General features: G+C 72.1%; 13 protein-coding genes. 6 read left to right on the forward strand and 7 right to left on the reverse strand.

Annotated features, from left to right (window positions below; all coding sequences use genetic code 11):
- Positions 1 to 161: 161 nt before the first annotated feature.
- Positions 162 to 1,442, reverse strand: coding sequence for an LCP family protein (locus ADL25_RS29000; RefSeq protein WP_059130788.1), 1,281 nt, complete (start codon positions 1,440 to 1,442; stop codon positions 162 to 164).
- Positions 1,443 to 1,680: 238 nt separating this feature from the next.
- Positions 1,681 to 2,439 carry a TIGR03089 family protein gene (locus ADL25_RS29005; RefSeq protein WP_059130789.1) on the reverse strand — a complete coding sequence of 253 codons (759 nt, stop codon included), beginning with the start codon at positions 2,437 to 2,439 and terminating at the stop codon, positions 1,681 to 1,683.
- 139 nt (positions 2,440 to 2,578) lie between these two features.
- On the opposite strand from ADL25_RS29005, the gene ADL25_RS29010 reads away from it, so the two are divergent.
- Together ADL25_RS29010 and ADL25_RS29015 are read left to right on the forward strand one after the other, a co-directional pair.
- Positions 2,579 to 3,985: a peptidoglycan recognition protein gene (locus tag ADL25_RS29010; RefSeq protein ID WP_059130836.1), complete on the forward strand. Its 1,407-nt coding sequence runs from the start codon at positions 2,579 to 2,581 to the stop codon at positions 3,983 to 3,985.
- A 277-nt stretch (positions 3,986 to 4,262) separates the two neighbouring features.
- Positions 4,263 to 5,345, forward strand: coding sequence for a nucleotidyltransferase family protein (locus ADL25_RS29015; protein ID WP_059130790.1), 1,083 nt, complete (start codon positions 4,263 to 4,265; stop codon positions 5,343 to 5,345).
- A 66-nt stretch (positions 5,346 to 5,411) separates the two neighbouring features.
- On the opposite strand, the gene ADL25_RS29020 is transcribed toward ADL25_RS29015, so the two are convergent.
- The 4 genes from ADL25_RS29020 to ADL25_RS29035 form a co-directional block, all read right to left on the reverse strand.
- A complete protein-coding gene (locus ADL25_RS29020) occupies positions 5,412 to 6,413 on the reverse strand; it encodes a DNA-3-methyladenine glycosylase family protein (RefSeq protein WP_059130791.1) in 1,002 nt (333 codons plus the stop codon).
- A 118-nt stretch (positions 6,414 to 6,531) separates the two neighbouring features.
- Positions 6,532 to 7,836, reverse strand: coding sequence for a coenzyme F420-0:L-glutamate ligase (locus ADL25_RS29025; protein WP_059130792.1), 1,305 nt, complete (start codon positions 7,834 to 7,836; stop codon positions 6,532 to 6,534).
- Positions 7,833 to 8,792 carry a 2-phospho-L-lactate transferase gene (gene cofD / locus ADL25_RS29030; protein ID WP_059130793.1) on the reverse strand — a complete coding sequence of 320 codons (960 nt, stop codon included), beginning with the start codon at positions 8,790 to 8,792 and terminating at the stop codon, positions 7,833 to 7,835. Before cofD ends, ADL25_RS29025 begins: the two co-directional genes overlap by 4 nt.
- 93 nt (positions 8,793 to 8,885) lie before the next feature.
- Positions 8,886 to 9,431, reverse strand: a complete 546-nt coding sequence (locus tag ADL25_RS29035) for a cysteine dioxygenase (RefSeq protein ID WP_059130794.1) — start codon at positions 9,429 to 9,431, stop codon at positions 8,886 to 8,888.
- Positions 9,432 to 10,133: 702 nt separating this feature from the next.
- Here ADL25_RS29035 and ADL25_RS29040 point away from each other — a divergent pair.
- The 3 genes from ADL25_RS29040 (at position 10,134) to ADL25_RS29050 (ending at position 15,792) form a co-directional block, all read left to right on the forward strand.
- Positions 10,134 to 10,397 carry a WhiB family transcriptional regulator gene (locus tag ADL25_RS29040; protein ID WP_003975777.1) on the forward strand — a complete coding sequence of 88 codons (264 nt, stop codon included), beginning with the start codon at positions 10,134 to 10,136 and terminating at the stop codon, positions 10,395 to 10,397.
- A 254-nt stretch (positions 10,398 to 10,651) separates the two neighbouring features.
- Entirely contained in the window at positions 10,652 to 14,260 is a 3,609-nt protein-coding gene (locus ADL25_RS29045) for a glycosyltransferase family 2 protein (RefSeq protein ID WP_059130795.1), read from the forward strand.
- A complete protein-coding gene (locus tag ADL25_RS29050; RefSeq protein ID WP_059130796.1) occupies positions 14,257 to 15,792 on the forward strand; it encodes a DUF5719 family protein in 1,536 nt (511 codons plus the stop codon). Before ADL25_RS29045 ends, ADL25_RS29050 begins: the two co-directional genes overlap by 4 nt.
- 46 nt (positions 15,793 to 15,838) lie before the next feature.
- On the opposite strand, the gene ADL25_RS29055 is transcribed toward ADL25_RS29050, so the two are convergent.
- Entirely contained in the window at positions 15,839 to 16,288 is a 450-nt protein-coding gene (locus ADL25_RS29055) for a metallopeptidase family protein (RefSeq protein ID WP_107116723.1), read from the reverse strand.
- A gap of 386 nt (positions 16,289 to 16,674) precedes the next feature.
- Between ADL25_RS29055 and ADL25_RS29060 the strand changes: the two genes are divergently transcribed.
- On the forward strand, positions 16,675 to 17,052 hold the full coding sequence (locus ADL25_RS29060) for a DUF3499 domain-containing protein (RefSeq protein ID WP_059130798.1): 378 nt from the start codon (positions 16,675 to 16,677) through the stop codon (positions 17,050 to 17,052).
- Positions 17,053 to 17,062: the final 10 nt, after the last annotated feature.

Raw genomic sequence — 17,062 nt, forward strand, 5'->3', positions numbered from 1 at the left:
CCGCGATGGATCTCACGGGCATGGCACCGGGTCGCTCACACTATCCGCCCAGTTCAACGTCAAGCGACGGCGGTGACAAATTCCACTCCCATACAACCGGGCAATCTGCCCTAATTCCCAGTGAGTTCTTAGCTCAGACGTTCCTCGTCTTGGTGTGCGCTTTACCCGCAGGCGTCCTGGGTGGCCGTGTTTCCCCGAAAAGTGGGCGGGGGTGTCGGAGCCCGATCGGGAAGGGTCGAGTCGGCGGCTGTCTTTCCATGGGACTTTCCGTCGCCGTACGACTGCTCACCGTCACGGTCATCGGCCGTCCTGGCGCTCGTTCCTGACGGCGAATTGGCGGCGACTTCCTTCGTGACCGCGACGGGCTCGTCCGCACGCAGCCGTCCGAAGAGTTCGTGCGCCTCGGGTTCGACGAGTTGGTCGCGATCGGTGTCGTACGGGTATGCGGTGCGCGGTGCCGTCAGGAACTGCACATCGTCCGTGGGCAGGTTCCGCAGCCCGTGGACGAGTTCGTAGAGCCGACGCAGGCTCGCGAGGCCGGGGTCCGCGGTCAGGGACGACGTGGCCGCGTCCAGCACGGGATACAGCTTCACGGGATTCAGCAGGACGCCGTCGCTGCGCACCTTGCTGACCAGTGCGCCGAGGAAGCGCTGCTGGCGTTCCATCCGTTCCGTGTCGCTGCCGTCGCCGAGGCTCTTGCGGGCGCGGACATAGCCGAGCGCCTGCTCGCCGTCTAGCGTCACCCGGCCCGCGGGCAGCTTCAGATCCGCGGCCCGGTCGTCGATCGGCTGCTTCAGGCACACCTCGACGCCGTCGACAGCGTCGACCATCTTCGTGAAGCCCTCGAAGTCGACGACCATATGGTGATCGATCCTGATGTTCGTCAGTTTCTCCACGGTACGGATCGTGCACGCCGAACCGCCGTTCGCGAAGGCGTGGTTCAGCATCGTGAAGGCCGCCTCGCTCTGGCTGCCGTCCGGCCGCCGGCAACTCGGCACGTCCACCATCAGGTCGCGGGGGAGGGAGACGGCGGTGGCGCTGCGCCGGTCGGCCGCGAGGTGCAGAAGGATGGTGGTGTCGGACCGTTCGGTCCCCGAGTCCCGCCCGTACCGGCTGTTGCCGGCACCCGACCGTGAGTCGGAACCGATGACGAGGATGTTCAGCGCGCCGGGCGCGATCGAGGTGGGCCGCTCCTTCTCGTGGCGGGCGAGTTCGGAGGCGGCGTCGGTGTCCGCGGTGATGTTCGAGTCCAGCTTCTCGTACGCGACCCATCCGGCCCCCGCGGCCCCGAACAGCAGCACGGCCAGGCCGAGGGAGCAGCGGCATGTCCAGCGTCGGCGCCGGCGACGTCGGAGCCCGGTGCCCGTGGGGGTGGCGCCGACGGGTTCGCGGCGGCCCGCTGCGGCCGCCTTGGGCCGCCAGGGAGTGCTTTCGCTGGTCACTGGCGAGTGCACCCCCTAGAGGCGTTACGAGCGTGCAGGGCTCTTACGACCATGGCCCCGGGCCGGGGGCGGGGGTGGGCGGTGTTAGGCCGAACGGGGGACGGGGCGGGGCACCGCGAACAGTGCGCGCAGAGGCCCGGGCCAGGGCGGGACCCCGCCGGGAGTGCGGAAACGGGCGGGTGCCGTGCGCGGGCACCGGGCGGGCGCGAAGGCTTCCACCCGGTGCTCCCGGCGCCGCTCAGCGCAGCGCCGTCGCGGTGACCCGCTCGCTCTCGATCCGCTTCGCCAAAGAGTCCTCACCGAGCTGCTCCACATGGCGGCACAGGACCACCGAGGCCCCGGTGGCCAAGGGTGCGTACAGCCCCGCGCTCAGTCCTTCCCAGGTGTCGTAGGGCAGTGCGGACAGCAGGCGTGAGCCGGGCCCTGTCAGACCGAGAGCGGGCGCGTCCCCACGAGCCCGCTCCACGACCTCCGCGGCCGTGTACTCCGCTCCGGCGACGATCAGCGCAGGCTCCTCCGGGGCGACCGGCGCGTAGGGCTGGAAGCGGTCGCCCTGGCTCGGCACCTCCACGGCGTAGTCGAGGAAGCCGTCCGGGGTCTGCGGGAAACGACCGCCGAGGGGACGCAGGGCGAGGGCGACACGCTCCCCGGAGCAGGCGCGCGCCGCGTCGAGCGCGTCGGGTCCGCTCACGACCATGTCGGCCGCGCCTGCGTCGCCGCCGACATCCGCGACGACGCCCACCGACGCGCACGCGAGCAGCCACACCGCCGTCTGCCAGTGGGCGGGCAGCAGCAGCGCGACGCGGTCACCGGGCTCGGCCGCGAGATCGCCCTGAAGGAGGTTGGCGGTCTTGGCCACCCAATTGGCGAAGGTGGCCACGGAGAGCTCGACGCGTTCACCTGTCGCGTCGTCGTAGAAGGTCACCAGGGGGCGTGCGGGGTCCGCGGCGAGCGCGGACCGCAGCAGGTCGGCAGAAGTGCGGTCGGTGGCGTTCACGCGCGCAAGGGTACGCGGGGCCGGCCGGCCGGGCTCAGCTGCGGGCGGGTGAACGTGCCACCGGTTCGGACGAGCAAATCCGACGGTCCGTCAATTCCGGTATGGACATATATGTCTGACTATGTTCAAGATCAGTAGCATGCGTGGATACTTTGCTTCTTCGATCGGTGTCGCGTGCGCGACCGTTCTGGCCCTGTCCGCTCCTCTTCCCGCCGCCGCGGCGGCGGGGCCGGGCGTGCACCGTCCACCGGCCACCCGGCCCGTCACCGGGGCCACGGTCCCCGGTAGCACCCAGTCGTTCCCCCTCGTCCCCCTCAATCCCGATCGTGCCGCCGGTACGGCGCCCGAGATGGGGCTGGCCCCCCAGTCCGTGCGGTCCTTCTCGCTGGTCGGTGTCGTCTGGGACGACCCGGCCACCGAGCTGCACGGCCACGTCCAGATCCGCACCCGCGCGAGCGGCGCGGACCGGTGGTCCGCCTGGCAGGACGTCGAGACGCACAACCACGGCCACGGCCCGGATCCGGCTTCGGACGAGGGCAGTTCGTCCCGGATGCGCGGTTCGACCGCGCCGCTGTGGGTCGGCGACTCGGACGGTGTGGAGGTGCGGGTCCGCGCGGAGGCGGACCAGATCGGCGGGACCCGGACGCCCACCCTCCCCGACGGTCTGCGGGTCGAACTGGTCGACCCCGGAGCGGAGCCGGGGCAGGGCGCCCTCGCCCCGTCCTCGCAGACCGACCCGGTGCAGCGGTCGGACGAGGACATGCCCTACGGGGGGACCGGCGCGGATGCCATCGCCTCCGCCGTCGAGGCCGGACTCGCGTCCCTGAACGCCTCGATGAACGCCTCGATGTTCCCCGCGCCGTCCGACGAGACGACGAACGAGGCCGACGTCGATCAGGCGGGGGAGGTGCGCGGTGGACCCTCGGCGGCCGCGAAGCCGTTCGCCGCGCCGCGTCCCCGCATCGTCACGCGCAGCGGGTGGGGTGCCGACGAGAGCCTGCGCGAGTCGGGCTTCGTCTACACCGGCAGTGTGAAGGCGGCCTTCGTGCACCACACGGCCTCGGGCAACAACTACACCTGCGCGCAGGCGCCTTCCGTCATCCGCAGTATCTACCGCTATCACGTGGTGAGCAGCGGCTGGCGGGACATCGGCTACAACTTCCTCATCGACAAGTGCGGAAACATCTACGAAGGGCGTGCAGGCGGCGTGGACAAGCCCGTGATGGGGGCCCACACCCTCGGGTTCAACACCAACACCACCGGGATTGCCGTCCTCGGCTCCTTCACCAGCACCGCGCCGTCGGCCGCCGCCGTCAACTCCATCGCCGCACTCACCGCGTGGAAACTCGGCCTCACCGGCATCGATCCGCGTGGCACGACATACCTGACGTCCGGCGGTGGCAATCTCTACCCAAAGGGAGCGAACGTACGACTGAACGTGATCTCCGGCCATCGTGACGGGTTCGCCACTGAGTGCCCTGGAAAGCTGCTCTACGGCAAACTCGGTTCGATCCGTACCGCCGCGGCCCGTCTGCAGGGCCGCTGAGGTCGGGGGCCGTCGCCCGACGTCGTACCGACCACCCGCACGATGTCGTGCGGTGACCGCCACTCACCGCACGACCCCGGCACCAGCCGTACGAGTTCTTCCGCACGAAGGTGTGCGAAGGCGCCCCACACCCAGCCGTCGAAGGACACCCCACTGTCATCGAAGGCGCCTCTAACGGTCCTCATAACGCCTTTAGCGGTCCTCACAACACGGTCTGCATACACTGGCCGGCCGATCGAACCGTTCGGCCGGTCCCGGCAGGAAGCAGAGACGACAGGTGACAGAAGCGATCCTCCTGGTCGGCGGCAGAGGCACCCGGCTGCGCCCGCTCACGGTGCACACGCCCAAGCCCATGGTCCCGGCGGCCGGGGTCCCCTTCCTCACACACCAACTGGCGCGGGCGAGAGCGGCAGGCGTGGAGCACATCGTGCTCGCCACCTCGTATCTGGCCGAGGTCTTCGAACCCCACTTCGGTGACGGCTCGTCCCTCGGGCTCCGGCTCGAGTACGTCACGGAGGAGGAGCCGCTCGGCACGGGCGGTGCCATCCGCAACGTGGCGAGCCGTCTCCACTCGGGACCGGACGAGCCGGTCCTGATCTTCAACGGCGACATCCTCACGGGTCTGGACATCCGCGCCCTCGTCCACACCCACCGGACGTCGGGCGCCGATGTGTCCCTGCACCTCACGAAGGTGGCGGACCCGAGGGCCTACGGCCTGGTCCCCACGGACGGCACGGGGCGGGTGACCGCGTTCCTGGAGAAGCCGCAGACCCCGGAGGAGATCGTCACCGATCAGATCAACGCCGGGGCGTACGTGTTCCGCCGCTCGGTGATCGACACCATTCCGGAGGGCCGCCCGGTCTCGGTCGAACGGGAGACCTTCCCGGACCTCCTGGCCGCCGGTGCCCATCTGCAGGGCATGGTGGACTCGACGTACTGGCTGGACCTCGGCACCCCGGCGGCCTTCGTCCGCGGTTCGTCGGACCTGGTCCTCGGGCGGGCCCCGTCGCCCGCCGTGCCCGGCCGCTGCGGCGACCGCCTGATCCTGCCGACGGCCTCGGTGGCCACGGACGCGAAGCTGACGGGCGGCACGGTGGTCGGCGAGGGAGCGTTCGTCGGGGAGGGTGCCCGGATCTCCGGCAGCACGCTGCTCGCGGGCGCCGTCATCGAACCCGGCGCGGTCATCACGGACTCACTGATCGGCGCCCGCTCCCGCATCGGTGAGCGCTCGGTCGTCTGCGGCGCGGTCATCGGCGACGGCGCGGTGGTCGGCGCGGACAACGAACTCCGCGACGGCGTGCGGGTCTGGTGCGACGCACGGATCCCCGCGGGCGCGGTGCGCTTCTCGTCGGACCAGTAGGACGTCGGACCAGTAGGACACGGCCGCGGGCCGGGGCCCGCGGCCCCGGCCCCTGCAACCGCCCGATCACAACCGTCCGATGTCCCCGCGCGGCATCCTCGGAGCACGTCGCGGCGGCACACATCCGCTCAGCAGGATCAGCCGCGCCGCCCGATGCCGCTGTCCCGCATAGGGTTCCAGCAGCGACAGCATCAACTCGTCGTCCGCGTTCCGGTCGCCGGCGAGGGCGTATCCGACGATGCCCGGCAGGTGCAGATCCCCGACGGTCACCGAGTCCGCCGCCCCATGACTGCGCTGCACGGTCTCCGCGGAGGTCCACGGCCCGATCCCGGACACCAGCTCCAGCCGCGCCTGTGCCTGGGCCGGTTCCATCGCCGTCGCCTGCTCCAGGCGCGCCGCGACCCGTACCGCCCGAAGGATCGTCGAAGCCCGCTTGTTGTCGACCCCGGCCCGGTGCCACTCCCACGACGGAATCAGCGACCACGTCCGCGGCGCCGGCATCACATGCATCCGCCCCGGCGCGGGACCCGGCGCCGGCTCACCGAACTTCCGAACGAGCAGGCGCCATGCCCGGTACGCCTCGTCCGTCGTGACCTTCTGCTCCAGGACCGACGGGATCAGCGACTCCAGGACCAGACCCGAGCGCATCAACCGCAGCCCCGGCCGACGGTGCCGTGCGAGCGCGACCAGCCGGTGCCGCGGTTCGAAGACGCCGGGATCGTCCGACGCACCGAGCATCTCGGGCAGTTGCTCCAGCAGCCACTCCGCGCCCGGGCCCCACGCTTCCGCCTCGGCGGTTCCGGCGCGTAGCGCGACCCGCAGGGTGCCCGGACCCACAGGGGTGAGGCTGGCCCGCCAGACCGAACCGTCGGGCGTCGTCCGGAACGTGGGATCGGCGGGGCCCCGCCGCAACGGCCCGAGCACCAGCCCGAGGTCGAGCGGCCCGGGCGGCGTCCAGGACCGTCGGCGGCCGGGAACGGTGCCCTGCCGCGGCACACCCGCGGGCACGACGACATGCCCACCGCGCGCGGTGGTGGGAGTGGGGCGCTGCGCGAATCGTCCGGCCACGGGTGACGTCCTGGTGATGCTGGGGTGTCCTACGAGGGTAGAGGGCGGGGTGCCGCGAGGGGCGGCAGTCCACGACATAACGGCCCCCGGTCCGCGGCGCCGCGGACCGGGGGCGTGCTCACCGCACTTCGATGAACGCCCCGGCGTCCCGCTCCGGCCGGGCCCTCGGCTCCTCGGCTGCGTGCCCCACGGCCACGGCGCCCATCGGGTCCCAGTTCCGCGGCAGGTCCAGCACCTCGCGGACGACGTCCCGGCAGAACATGGTCGACGACACCCAGGCCGAGCCCAGCCGCTCCCCGGCGAGCGCGACGAGCAGGTTCTGCACGCCTGCGCCGGTCGCGACCACGAACATCTCCCGCTCGGCCGCGTCCCGCCTGACGTCGCCGTAGGTGTGGGAGCCGTCCATCACCATGCAGGGCACGACCAGGCAGGGCGCGTTGCGCAGTACGTCCCCGCGCCGGATCCGCTTGGCGATCGACTCCTCGGTCTTCCCGTCCCGCCGCAGGTCCGCGATCCAGGCGTCACGCATCGCGTCCAGCAGCCGGGTCCTCGACTCCTGCGACTCCAGGAGCACGAACCGCCACGGCGTCGTGTGGTGCGGTGCCGGAGCGGTCACGGCGGCGGCCACCGCGCGGCGCACGGCACCGGGGTCGACGGGTTCGTGGGTGAAGGCCCGCACCGTCCGCCGCTGGGTCACCGCCTCCCGGACCGCCTCGGAGGTGCCCAGCCGGAACATGTCGTCGCGCGCGACGCGCACCATCGTGCGGGCCCCCTCGCCGTCGTCGCCGGCCACCACATGGGAAAGGCCGCGCACGACGGCGACCGGCAGCCCGGCGGCCTTGCCCTTGACCAGATCGCCGGCGGCGGCCAGTTCGTCCGCGGTGGCGACGACGGTCGCGCTGAGCGGATTGCCGTGCGCGTCCGTGCCGCCGCGCAGGTCGTCCAGGACCCGTACGCCCGCGGCACCGACGGCGACGTCGGTGAGCCCGGTGCGCCACGGCCTTCCGAAGGTGTCCGTCACGATCACCCCGACGTCGACGCCGAGCGTGTCCCGCAGCCCCTCCCGCAGGGTCCGCGCCGAGGCGTCGGGGTCCTCGGGCAGCAACAGCACGGTCCCCGCCGGGGTGTTGGAGGCGTCGACTCCGGCGGCGGCCATCACGAGCCCCTGGCGGTTCTCCACGATCCGCAGCGGCCCGCGCCGGGCCACGACGCGCACCGTCTCGGCGTCGATGGCGGCCTCCCGGTCGTCCGCGCGCACGACGCGTCCCTCGGCCTTGGACACGATCTTCGACGTGACGAGCAGGACGTCCCCGTCGACGAGACCGGGTTCGCAGGCCGCGATCAGCTTGGCGAGGTCGTCCCCGGGACGTACCTCGGGCAGCCCGGGCAGGGCCCAGACCCGGTAGCCGGGTGCTTCGCTCACGCCGTCCGCACCTCCTCCGCGAGGGCCAGTGCCTCGCGGGCCATCCGGGCCGTCGACTCGAGGTCGGTCATCATCAGCGGCACCGCGCGGCAGCGGATGCCCGCGGCCTCCACACGGTCCACGACGGCCGCGTCCACCGTGTCCACGAGCCAGCCGTCCAGCAGCCCCGAGCCGTAGTGCTCGGCGACCGCCGCGGCCGTCGACTCGACGCCGACCGCCGCGAGCACCTTGTCGGCCATCCCGCGCACGGGCGCGTCGCCGACGATGGGGGACAGACCCACCACCGGCACCCCGGCGTCCGCGATCGCCTCGCGGATGCCGGGCACCGCGAGGATCGTGCCGACGGAGACGACGGGGTTGGACGGCGGGAAGAGGATGACGTCCGCCTCCGCGATCGCCTCCAGGACACCCGGGGCGGGCTTCGCCTGCTCGGCGCCGACCGGTACCACCGCCTCGGCCGGCACGGAGGCCCGCAGCCGCACCCAGTACTCCTGGAAGTGGATCGCCTTGCGCTCGCCGTCCAACTCGACGGCGACATGGGTCTCGACACGGTCGTCCGACATGGGGATGAGCCGGACGCCCGGCTTCCAGCGGTCGCACAGTGCTTCCGTGACCGTGCTGAGCGGATAGCCGGCACCCAGCATCTGGGTCCGCACGATGTGCGTGGCGAAGTCGCGGTCGCCCAGTCCGAACCACTCCGGCCCGACGCCGTAGGCCGCGAGCTCCTCCTTGAGGTGGAAGGTCTCGTCTGCCCGGCCCCAGCCCTGTTCCTCGTTGATGCCGCCGCCGAGGGTGTACATCACCGTGTCGAGGTCCGGGCAGACCTTCAGCCCGAAGAGGTGGATGTCGTCGCCGGTGTTGCCGATGACCGTGATGTCCGCGTCGGGCACCGCCCGCTTCAGACCACGCAGAAACCGGGCACCGCCGATGCCGCCTGCCAGAACCACAATGCGCATGGGAGCCAGTCTTGCAGGCGGGCAGGACAGTGTGTGACCCGGTTGTGGATCCCCGGCACACCCGGCGCCGGGTGTGCCGGGGCGGGGTCCTGTTCAGGCGGTGACCGAGTCCGCCGTCCCGCCGCGGTGGGCCGCGCACGCCGAGACCGGGGTCGCCCCGGTCGACCGGAGCGGGGACGCAGTGAGCATCGGCATCTCGGTCAGCCCCGGGAAGTACACGTGCAGGCTCACGGCCGGCTCCAGCGTGTCGTTCACCACTTCGTGCACATATCCCGGCGCGAACACGCGTTGCGCCCCCGCACTCAACGCGCGGGTGGCGCGCTCCGTGCGCTCGGTGAGTGCGCCGTCCAGAACGGTCAGCACGCCGGACGAACCCCCGTGGTCGTGCAGTCCGCTGCCCTGCCCCGGCACCCAGGACAGCAGCCAGACCTCGTAGCCGGGGCCGGTCTGCAGCCGGTGGTACCAGCGGGATGTGGCGTCGTACTGCACGAGGGTGGCCCACCGGGCGTGGTCGGCGGCGATGGCGCGGGCGAGGCCGGCGAACTCGGCCACGGTGGAGGGGTGCTCGCGCGGCGGCTGGAGCAGATGCGGTACTTCGAGGATGTCGCCGGCGATCTGGAGGTCGCTGTCGCTGTTCATGGGTGCGGAGGTTCCTCGGCGGAAGGGTGCGGGGGGCTGGGTGTCGTGTGCCGTCCGCCCGGGTCACGGGCGCGGCGCGGGCCCTGGTACGGGCGCGGGGAACAACAGCCGAGTCGTGTGGACTCAGGAGCGGCCGGAGCGGTGGGGCAGGCTCAACAGCCGGAACAGCAACGGCTACAGCGAGCGCGGGCAGCACCGAGCAACCCGACGGGGCGGGTCGAGGCGGCAGCCGAGTTCACGAGCATGCTCACTAGGACATCGGTTCACACCTTCGCTGTCAACTTCGGTCCCGGAATGTGGGAACTGTTTCACCCCATCCGGTTCATCTGACTGATGAAAGGTTTGTGCAGGGGGAGTCAGGGACACATGGAGCGCACCGCCGGACGTGTGGACGCCGTTGCGATCTCGTGATCCGACTGTGATCCGGTTCGCTTCGCCGTTCACGTCGGAACGAGATCGAACTTGTGGGCGTCCTTCCCTGTGGGGGCGGGCGGCTCGCGCGGACCCTCGATGGCTGTCAGGGTTTATGCCGATTTGAACACTTTCCGCAAAGCCTTGGTTCCGCAGAGTGAATAAGGGGCCCAATAGCAGATCTCGGCTTGACTGGCCCGGATCGGCACACTTGTAATTTCACTCGTGTCGTTCAGCCGAAATCGGTAACGGCTACATCACGGGGACGCGAAAGACTGACGAGGGGCGCACATGACCGAGCTGGTGCAGCAACTGCTGGTCGACGACGCGGACGAGGAACTCGGCTGGCAGGAGCGCGCGCTGTGCGCCCAGACCGACCCCGAGTCCTTCTTTCCCGAGAAGGGCGGCTCCACCCGCGAGGCCAAGAAGGTCTGCCTCGCCTGTGAGGTCCGCTCCGAGTGCCTCGAGTACGCGCTCGCCAACGACGAGCGGTTCGGCATCTGGGGCGGTCTGTCCGAGCGGGAGCGCCGGCGCCTCAAGAAGGCCGCCGTCTGACGCCCACGGACCGCGAACCGTCCTCGAGGGCGCCCCGGGAAGAGCGCGTGCACGGGCCTCTCGCCGGTCCTCCGGCGAGCGATGAAAAGCGCACATCCATACGTAACGAACGGCCCGGCGCCGAGGGGTTGTCCACAGGCGGCGGACCGTGATCTTGTCCAGCGGTTAGTGTGGGCCTCCGTCCGAGACGTCCCGCTGCCCCCCTCGGGGCACAGGCGTCCACCGCAGTCCATCGAACCGGGGCCCGTACCTCGATGTCCGTGCACAGCCATACGGCGGCCCAACACAACGCCGCCACGCCAGAGTTCCCGCGTCACGTGGTCACCGCGGTGCTCGTCGCCCACGACGGCGCCCGCTGGCTGCCCGACGCGCTCACCGGGCTGCTCGGCCAGGAGCGCCCCGTGCAGTACGCCGTGGCTGCCGACACCGGCAGCGCGGACGCCTCCGCACAGCTGCTTTCCGAGGCCCTCGGCCCCGATCGCGTCCTGCACCTCGCCCGCCGTACCGGCTTCGGCCAGGCCGTCGAGGAGGCGAACCGCAGCGCGCCCGTGCTGAGCCCCGAAGATCTTCCCTATCTCAAACGCCCCAGCGGCTGGGACCCCGTCACCCGCACCTGGCGGGACGAGGCGTACGAGATGCCGGAGCTGCCGTACGGCGAGCCGGTGCACTGGCTGTGGCTTCTGCACGACGACTGCGCGCCCGAACCCGACGCCCTGGCCGAGATGCTCCGCCTTGTGGAGAACGAACTCGAGCTGGGCCGGGACGACGTGGCCGTCGTCGGTCCCAAGCTCCGGGGCTGGTACGACCGCCGGCAGCTCCTCGAGGTCGGCGTGACCATCGCCAACTCCGGTCGCCGCTGGACCGGTCTGGACCGCCGCGAACAGGACCAGGGCCAGCACGACCACATCCGCCCGGTGCTGTCCGTCTCCACGGCCGGCATGCTCGTCCGGCGCGACGTCTTCGAGGAGCTCGGCGGGTTCGACCGGCATCTGCCGCTGATGCGCGACGACGTCGACCTGTGCTGGCGCGCCAACGCGGCGGGACACCGCGTCCTCGTCGCCCCCGACGCGGTCGTGCGCCACGCCGAGGCGGCCTCCCGCGAGCGCCGCGCCGTCGACTGCGTGGGCCGCACCGCGGCCTCCCCGCACAAGGTCGACAAGGCGGGCGCCGTCTACACCCTCCTCGTCAACGCACGCACGGCACAGCTGCCCTGGATCCTGCTGCGGCTGGTGCTCGGCACCCTGCTGCGCACGGTGGCCTATCTCGTCGGCAAGGTGCCCGGACAGGCCCTCGACGAGATCCGCGGCCTGCTGGGTACGGCGCTGCGGCCCGAGCGGATCATCGCCGGCCGCCGAAGGCGCGGCCGCCCGCTGGTCGACAAGGACGAGCTGCGGCCGTTGTTCCCGCCGCGGGGAGCGACCGTCCGGGCCACCGTCGAACAGATCGCGAGCAACCTGGTGGGTCGCTCCGACCCCGAGGTCTCCGCGGCCGGCCGGCACGGTGCGGGCCTGGAGTCCGGACCCGGCGGTGACGACGCCGACTTCCTGGAGGTCGAGCAGTTCGCCCGGCTCAAGCGCATCGGCCGCAAGCCCGGACCTGTGCTCTTCGTCGTCCTCCTGGTCTTCTCCCTCATCGCCTGCCGTGCCCTGCTGGGCGGTGGCGCGCTCGCCGGCGGAGCGATGCTGCCCGCGCCCGCCGACGCCTCCGAGCTGTGGGCGCGGTATCTCGACGCCTGGCATCCGGTCGGTGCGGGCGGCACCCAGTCCGCGCCGCCCTACCTCGCCCTCGTCGCCCTGCTGTCGAGCATCCTGTTCGGCTCCACCGGACTCGCGGTCACGGTGCTGCTCGTCTGCTCCGTGCCGCTGGCCGGCTTCACGGCGTACTTCGCCTCGCGGCCGCTCGTCGAGTCGCGGCTGCTGCGTGCGTGGGCGTCCGTCGCCTACGCCTTCCTGCCCGCCGCCACCGGCGCGCTCGCGGGCGGCCGCATCGGTACGGCGGTCCTCGCGGTCCTGCTGCCGCTCATCGCGCGCGCTGCCGTCGCCGCCGGAGGCCTCGCCCACGCCTCGGGCACCCGCGGCAGCTGGCGCGCCACCTGGGCCTACGCCCTGCTGCTGACGATCACCACCGCGTTCACCCCCATCGTGTGGCCGATCGCCCTGGTGCTCGGCGTCGCGCTGCTCGCGGTGCGCAGGAGCGACATCGTCGCCTACGGCCTGCGTTTCCTCGTCCTGCTGGGCACCCCCCTGCTGCTCCTCGCCCCCTGGTCGCTGTCGCTGCTGCCCTTCGGCTTCTTCAAGGAAGCGGGTCTCGACTACGGCAAGAGCGCGGCCTCCGCCTCGGACCTGCTCGGAGCGAGCCCGGGAGGTCCCGGCACCGTCAGCGGGCTGATGTTGATCGGCATCGTGCTCGCCGCGCTGGCCGCCCTGATGCGCTCCGAACGTGCGGCCGGCATCCGGACGGCATGGGCGGTCGCGCTGGTGGCCCTCGTCTTCGCGGTCCTGTCCAACGGCTCGGCCTGGGCCGGACCCGCGACCCTCGTCTACGGCCTGGCGCTCCTGTCGGCCGCGGTCGTCGGCGCCGACGGCGCCCAGGAGCGCGTGGCCGAGCAGAGCTTCGGCTGGCGTCAGCCCGTCGCCGCGCTCATCGCGTTCGCCTCCGCGGCCGGCCCCCTGCTCATCGCCGCCGGCTGGATGATCCGCGGTGCAGACGGGCCTCTGGAGCGGCGTGACGCCGTGCAGGTGCCCGCGTTCGTGGCCGAGGAGGGCGGCACCTCCGACCAGGCCCGGACCCTCGTCCTCGACAGCCAGTCCACCGCACGCGTCGGGTACACGCTGGTCCGCGGTTCCGGCGCCCGCCTCGGTGACGGTGAACTCGCCACGCAGGACGGCGAGAACAGAAACCTCGACAAGGTCGTCGCCAACCTCGTCGCGGGTTCCGGCGCCGACCAGGCCGACGAGCTCGGCGGCTTCGCCGTGCGTTACGTCCTCGTCCGCAAGGGCGCTCCGCGCGAGATCAGCCGGGTGCTGGACGCCACGCCCGGACTGACCCGGCTCAGCCAGCAGGACGGCAGCGCCCTGTGGCGGGTGGACCGGCAGGTCTCCCGGGCGGCGATCGTGAGCGGCTCCGCCGCGCCGGAGGCCGTCCCGGCCGGTCCCGTCGACATCCACTCGAAGATCCCGTCCGGTGCCGAGGGCCGTGTCCTGCGGATCGCCGACACCGCGGACGCCGGCTGGACCGCGACCCTGGACGGCAGGCCGCTGACCCGGACCACGGTCGACGGCTGGGCCCAGGGCTTCGAACTGCCCTCCTCCGGCGGCACGTTGGACGTCACGTACGACACACCCATCGGCCACACGGCATGGCTGTGGGCACAGGGCGCACTCGCCGTCGTCGTGCTGGTGCTGGCCCTGCCGGGCCGCCGCCGCGATGTCGACGACGACCTCCCCGAGGAGCGGTTCGTGCCCGCGCAGGACACCACCGGCGAGGGCCGCCGCGCCCGCAGGCTGCGCGCTCAGGCGGAGGCGGAGGAGCAGGCACACGACGCCGACGCGCCGCCTCCGGAGGAGCAGCCCGTGCAGGTCCCGCAGCAGCCGGTGTACGACGAGTGGGACACGGCCGGCTACGGGAACGGCGAGTACGGCACCTACGGCGGCGATCAGTACCAGGGCGTCCCGCAGCAGTACGCGCAGGGCACCTACGAGCAGCAGCCGTACCAGGCCGACCCCTATCAGGGCGCCCAGTACGACCCCTACGCCTACGGGAACCCCACGCAGTACGACCAGACGTACACCCAGGGCTACGCCATGCCGTACGACCCGGCGCACGGCACCGACCAAGAGCGCCCCGACGGGAGCCAGCAGTGAAGCGCACGACCCTGTCCCTGATCGCCGGCACGACCGCGCTCGCCGCCGTCACCGGCTTCGCGGCGCTCACGGCTCCGTCCGCCTCCGGCAGCGGCGCCGCGAAGCCGGCTGCCCGGCTGCCCGTGGAGCAGACCCGGCTGCTGTGCCCCGAGCCGAGCACCTCCGACATCGCCGACACCACGTACACGTCCTTCACACCGGTCGCGCAGGGCACGGACGGCGGCGGCAAGGCCCAACTCGTCGCGGCGGGCGAGCAGTCGGCGGACGCCTCGGGCTCCTCCCAGAGCGGGAAGAGCGGCAAGGACGGCAAGAGCGGCAAGAGCACGAAGAAGTCCGATGCGCCCACCGTGACCCCCAAGGCGCCCGGGACACCGGTCACCGGGGACGGCTCGGGTTCGGACACGCCCGCGCTGATCGGCACGGCCACGGGCCGGTTCGCACCCGGCTGGACGGTCCAGGAGACGACCCAGGTCGCCGCGGGCACCGGTCGTGGGCTGCTGGGCACCAACTGCACCGCCCCGGACACGGAGTTCTGGTTCCCTGGCGCCAGCACCGCCGGCTCCCGCACCGACTACGTGCACCTGACCAACCCGGACGACTCCGCCGCGGTCGTCGACATCGAGCTGTACGGCAAGGACGGCAACCTCAAGTCGGTGGTCGGCGAGGGCATCACCGTCCAGCCGCACTCCACCGAGCCGGTCCTGCTGTCCACGCTCACCGCGGCGAAGGAGAACGACCTCACGGTCCACGTCAGCGTCCGCAGCGGCCGGGTCGCCGCCGCCGTGCTGGCCCTCGACGACAAGCTGGGCGGCGACTGGCTGCCCGCCTCCACGGACCCCGCGAGCTCGCTCGTGCTGCCCGGCATCCCCAAGGACGCCACGGACGTCCGACTGATCGCCTTCGCGCCCGGTGACGCCGACGCCGATCTGAAGGTGCGCCTCGCTTCGCCCTCCGGGCAGATCACCCCCGCAGGGAACGAGACGTTGCATGTGAAGGGCGGCATGACCACGGCGGTGGATCTCGGACCGCTCACGCGCGGCGAGGCGGGCTCCCTGGTGCTGTCCGCCGGCGACAGCCCGGTCCCGGTGGTGGCCGCCCTGCGGGTGGTCCGGGGCAAGGGCGACAAGCAGGAGTCGGCGTTCATCCCGGCGACCGCCCCGGTCGGTACGCGTGCGTCGGTCGCGGACAACAGCGCCAAGGGCAGCACCCTCGCGCTGACCGCTGTGGGCGGCTCGGCCACGGTCAAGGTGACCGCCTCGGCGGGCAGCGAGGGCGGCACCGCGGCGACCAAGAAGTACACGATCAAGGGGGGCACGACCCAGAACGTGGAGGCGCCCGTGCCGAACAACCTCAAGGGCACCTATGCGCTCACGATCGAGCCGGTCTCCGGCGGCCCCGTCCATGCCGCCCGCATCCTCCAGACGACGATGGAGGGGGTGCCGGCGTTCACGGTGCAGACCCTTCCCGACGACCGGGGGACGGTCGCGGTGCCGCAGGCCGACGAGGACCTGTCGGTGCTGCTGAAGAAGTGACCGGCCGGGGCCTGCGGCCCCGGCCGGCTCCGGTTACGGCCGCGGATCAGTCCTCGCCGTAGCGCGGGTCGACCGTCTCCGGGGTCAGCCCGAGCAGCTCCGCCACCTGCTCCACCACGACCTCGTGGACCAGGGCGGCGCGCTCGTCGCGGCCCTTCGTCCTGATCTCGACCGGGCGGCGGTAGACGACCACCCGTGCCCGGCGGCCCTCGCGTGCCGGGATCGTGCCCCCGAGCGGCACCGCCTCGTCGTCCCAGGCGTCGGCGGTGCCGTCGAGCCGCGGCACCTCCAGGACGAGGAAGTCGATGTCGGCGAGCTGCGGCCAGTGCCGTTCCAGACGCTCCACGGAGTCCTGCACCAGGTCCGCGAACACCTCGGCGCGGCTCGCGGAGAGGGGAACCTGGGGCGGGGCCACGGGGCCGCGCATGCCTCTGCCGTGACGATCGCGGCGGCGGGGCCCGGGTGCGGCGTCGCGGGGCGTTACAGGGGTGTCCATCACTGTCGAAGCGTAGTCCCAGCGGGGCCCCCGCGCCCTGCCCCACACACCTCGTGCCCCCCGAAGCCGATCTGTCCAACCGGCTCGCCGGGGCCGGGGCCGCGAAGGTGTCCCGAGGCGCACTTCATGTCGCATGATGACCATTCCAGCCAAGCTTGGGCTCGATTCGGTATCTCCCATGGACCGCCGACCTCATGAGAATTGTCGAGGTTTGTACTAAGTGGTGACCGGTTCCTTGGGTGACCGGTGGCTGCACGCGACGGGTCCGCGCAGGTCAGACCGTGCGGCCCGGGAGGGCGTGTGGGCCGTCTCACAGCACGACACGGTGGAGTGACCTGGGGGAGAGTCGTCGCGGCCCGCTCAAGAGTGCGGTACCGTCCAACGTCGTGAGCCCTGTACGTCGCTGTTCGCGCACCGCTTGCGGCCGTCCTGCCGTAGCGACGCTGACGTACGTCTACGCCGACTCGACCGCGGTCCTCGGCCCGCTCGCCACCTACGCCGAACCCCACTGCTACGACCTGTGCGCCGAGCACTCCGAGCGTCTGACCGCCCCGCGCGGCTGGGAGGTCGTCCGCCTTCTGGACGGCTCGACCCCGGCCCGCCCCAGCGGCGACGATCTCGAAGCACTCGCCAACGCCGTGCGGGAGGCCGCCCGTCCGCAACAGCGCGCGGCCGAGGCGGGCGGTGGCGGTGGCCGTACGGCGGATCCGATGGAGGTCGCTCGGCGCGGCCATCTGCGGGTGCTGCGCTCGCCTGACAACTGACCGGCCCTCG

The organism is Streptomyces sp. NRRL F-5122, from assembly GCF_001507435.1.
In the GTDB taxonomy this organism is placed as follows: Bacteria; Actinomycetota; Actinomycetes; order Streptomycetales; family Streptomycetaceae; genus Streptomyces; species Streptomyces lannensis.

What these genes read in the sequence shown, in the direction of transcription:
- ADL25_RS29010 (WP_059130836.1), top strand. Translation starts at nt 2,579, where the DNA reads ATGCGTGGATACTTTGCTTCTTCGATCGGTGTCGCGTGCGCGACCGTT.
- cofD (WP_059130793.1), bottom strand. Translation starts at nt 8,792, where the DNA reads ATGCGCATTGTGGTTCTGGCAGGCGGCATCGGCGGTGCCCGGTTTCTG.
- ADL25_RS29035 (WP_059130794.1), bottom strand. Translation starts at nt 9,431, where the DNA reads ATGAACAGCGACAGCGACCTCCAGATCGCCGGCGACATCCTCGAAGTA.
- ADL25_RS29040 (WP_003975777.1), top strand. Translation starts at nt 10,134, where the DNA reads ATGACCGAGCTGGTGCAGCAACTGCTGGTCGACGACGCGGACGAGGAA.
- ADL25_RS29045 (WP_059130795.1), top strand. Translation starts at nt 10,652, where the DNA reads ATGTCCGTGCACAGCCATACGGCGGCCCAACACAACGCCGCCACGCCA.
- ADL25_RS29055 (WP_107116723.1), bottom strand. Translation starts at nt 16,288, where the DNA reads ATGGACACCCCTGTAACGCCCCGCGACGCCGCACCCGGGCCCCGCCGC.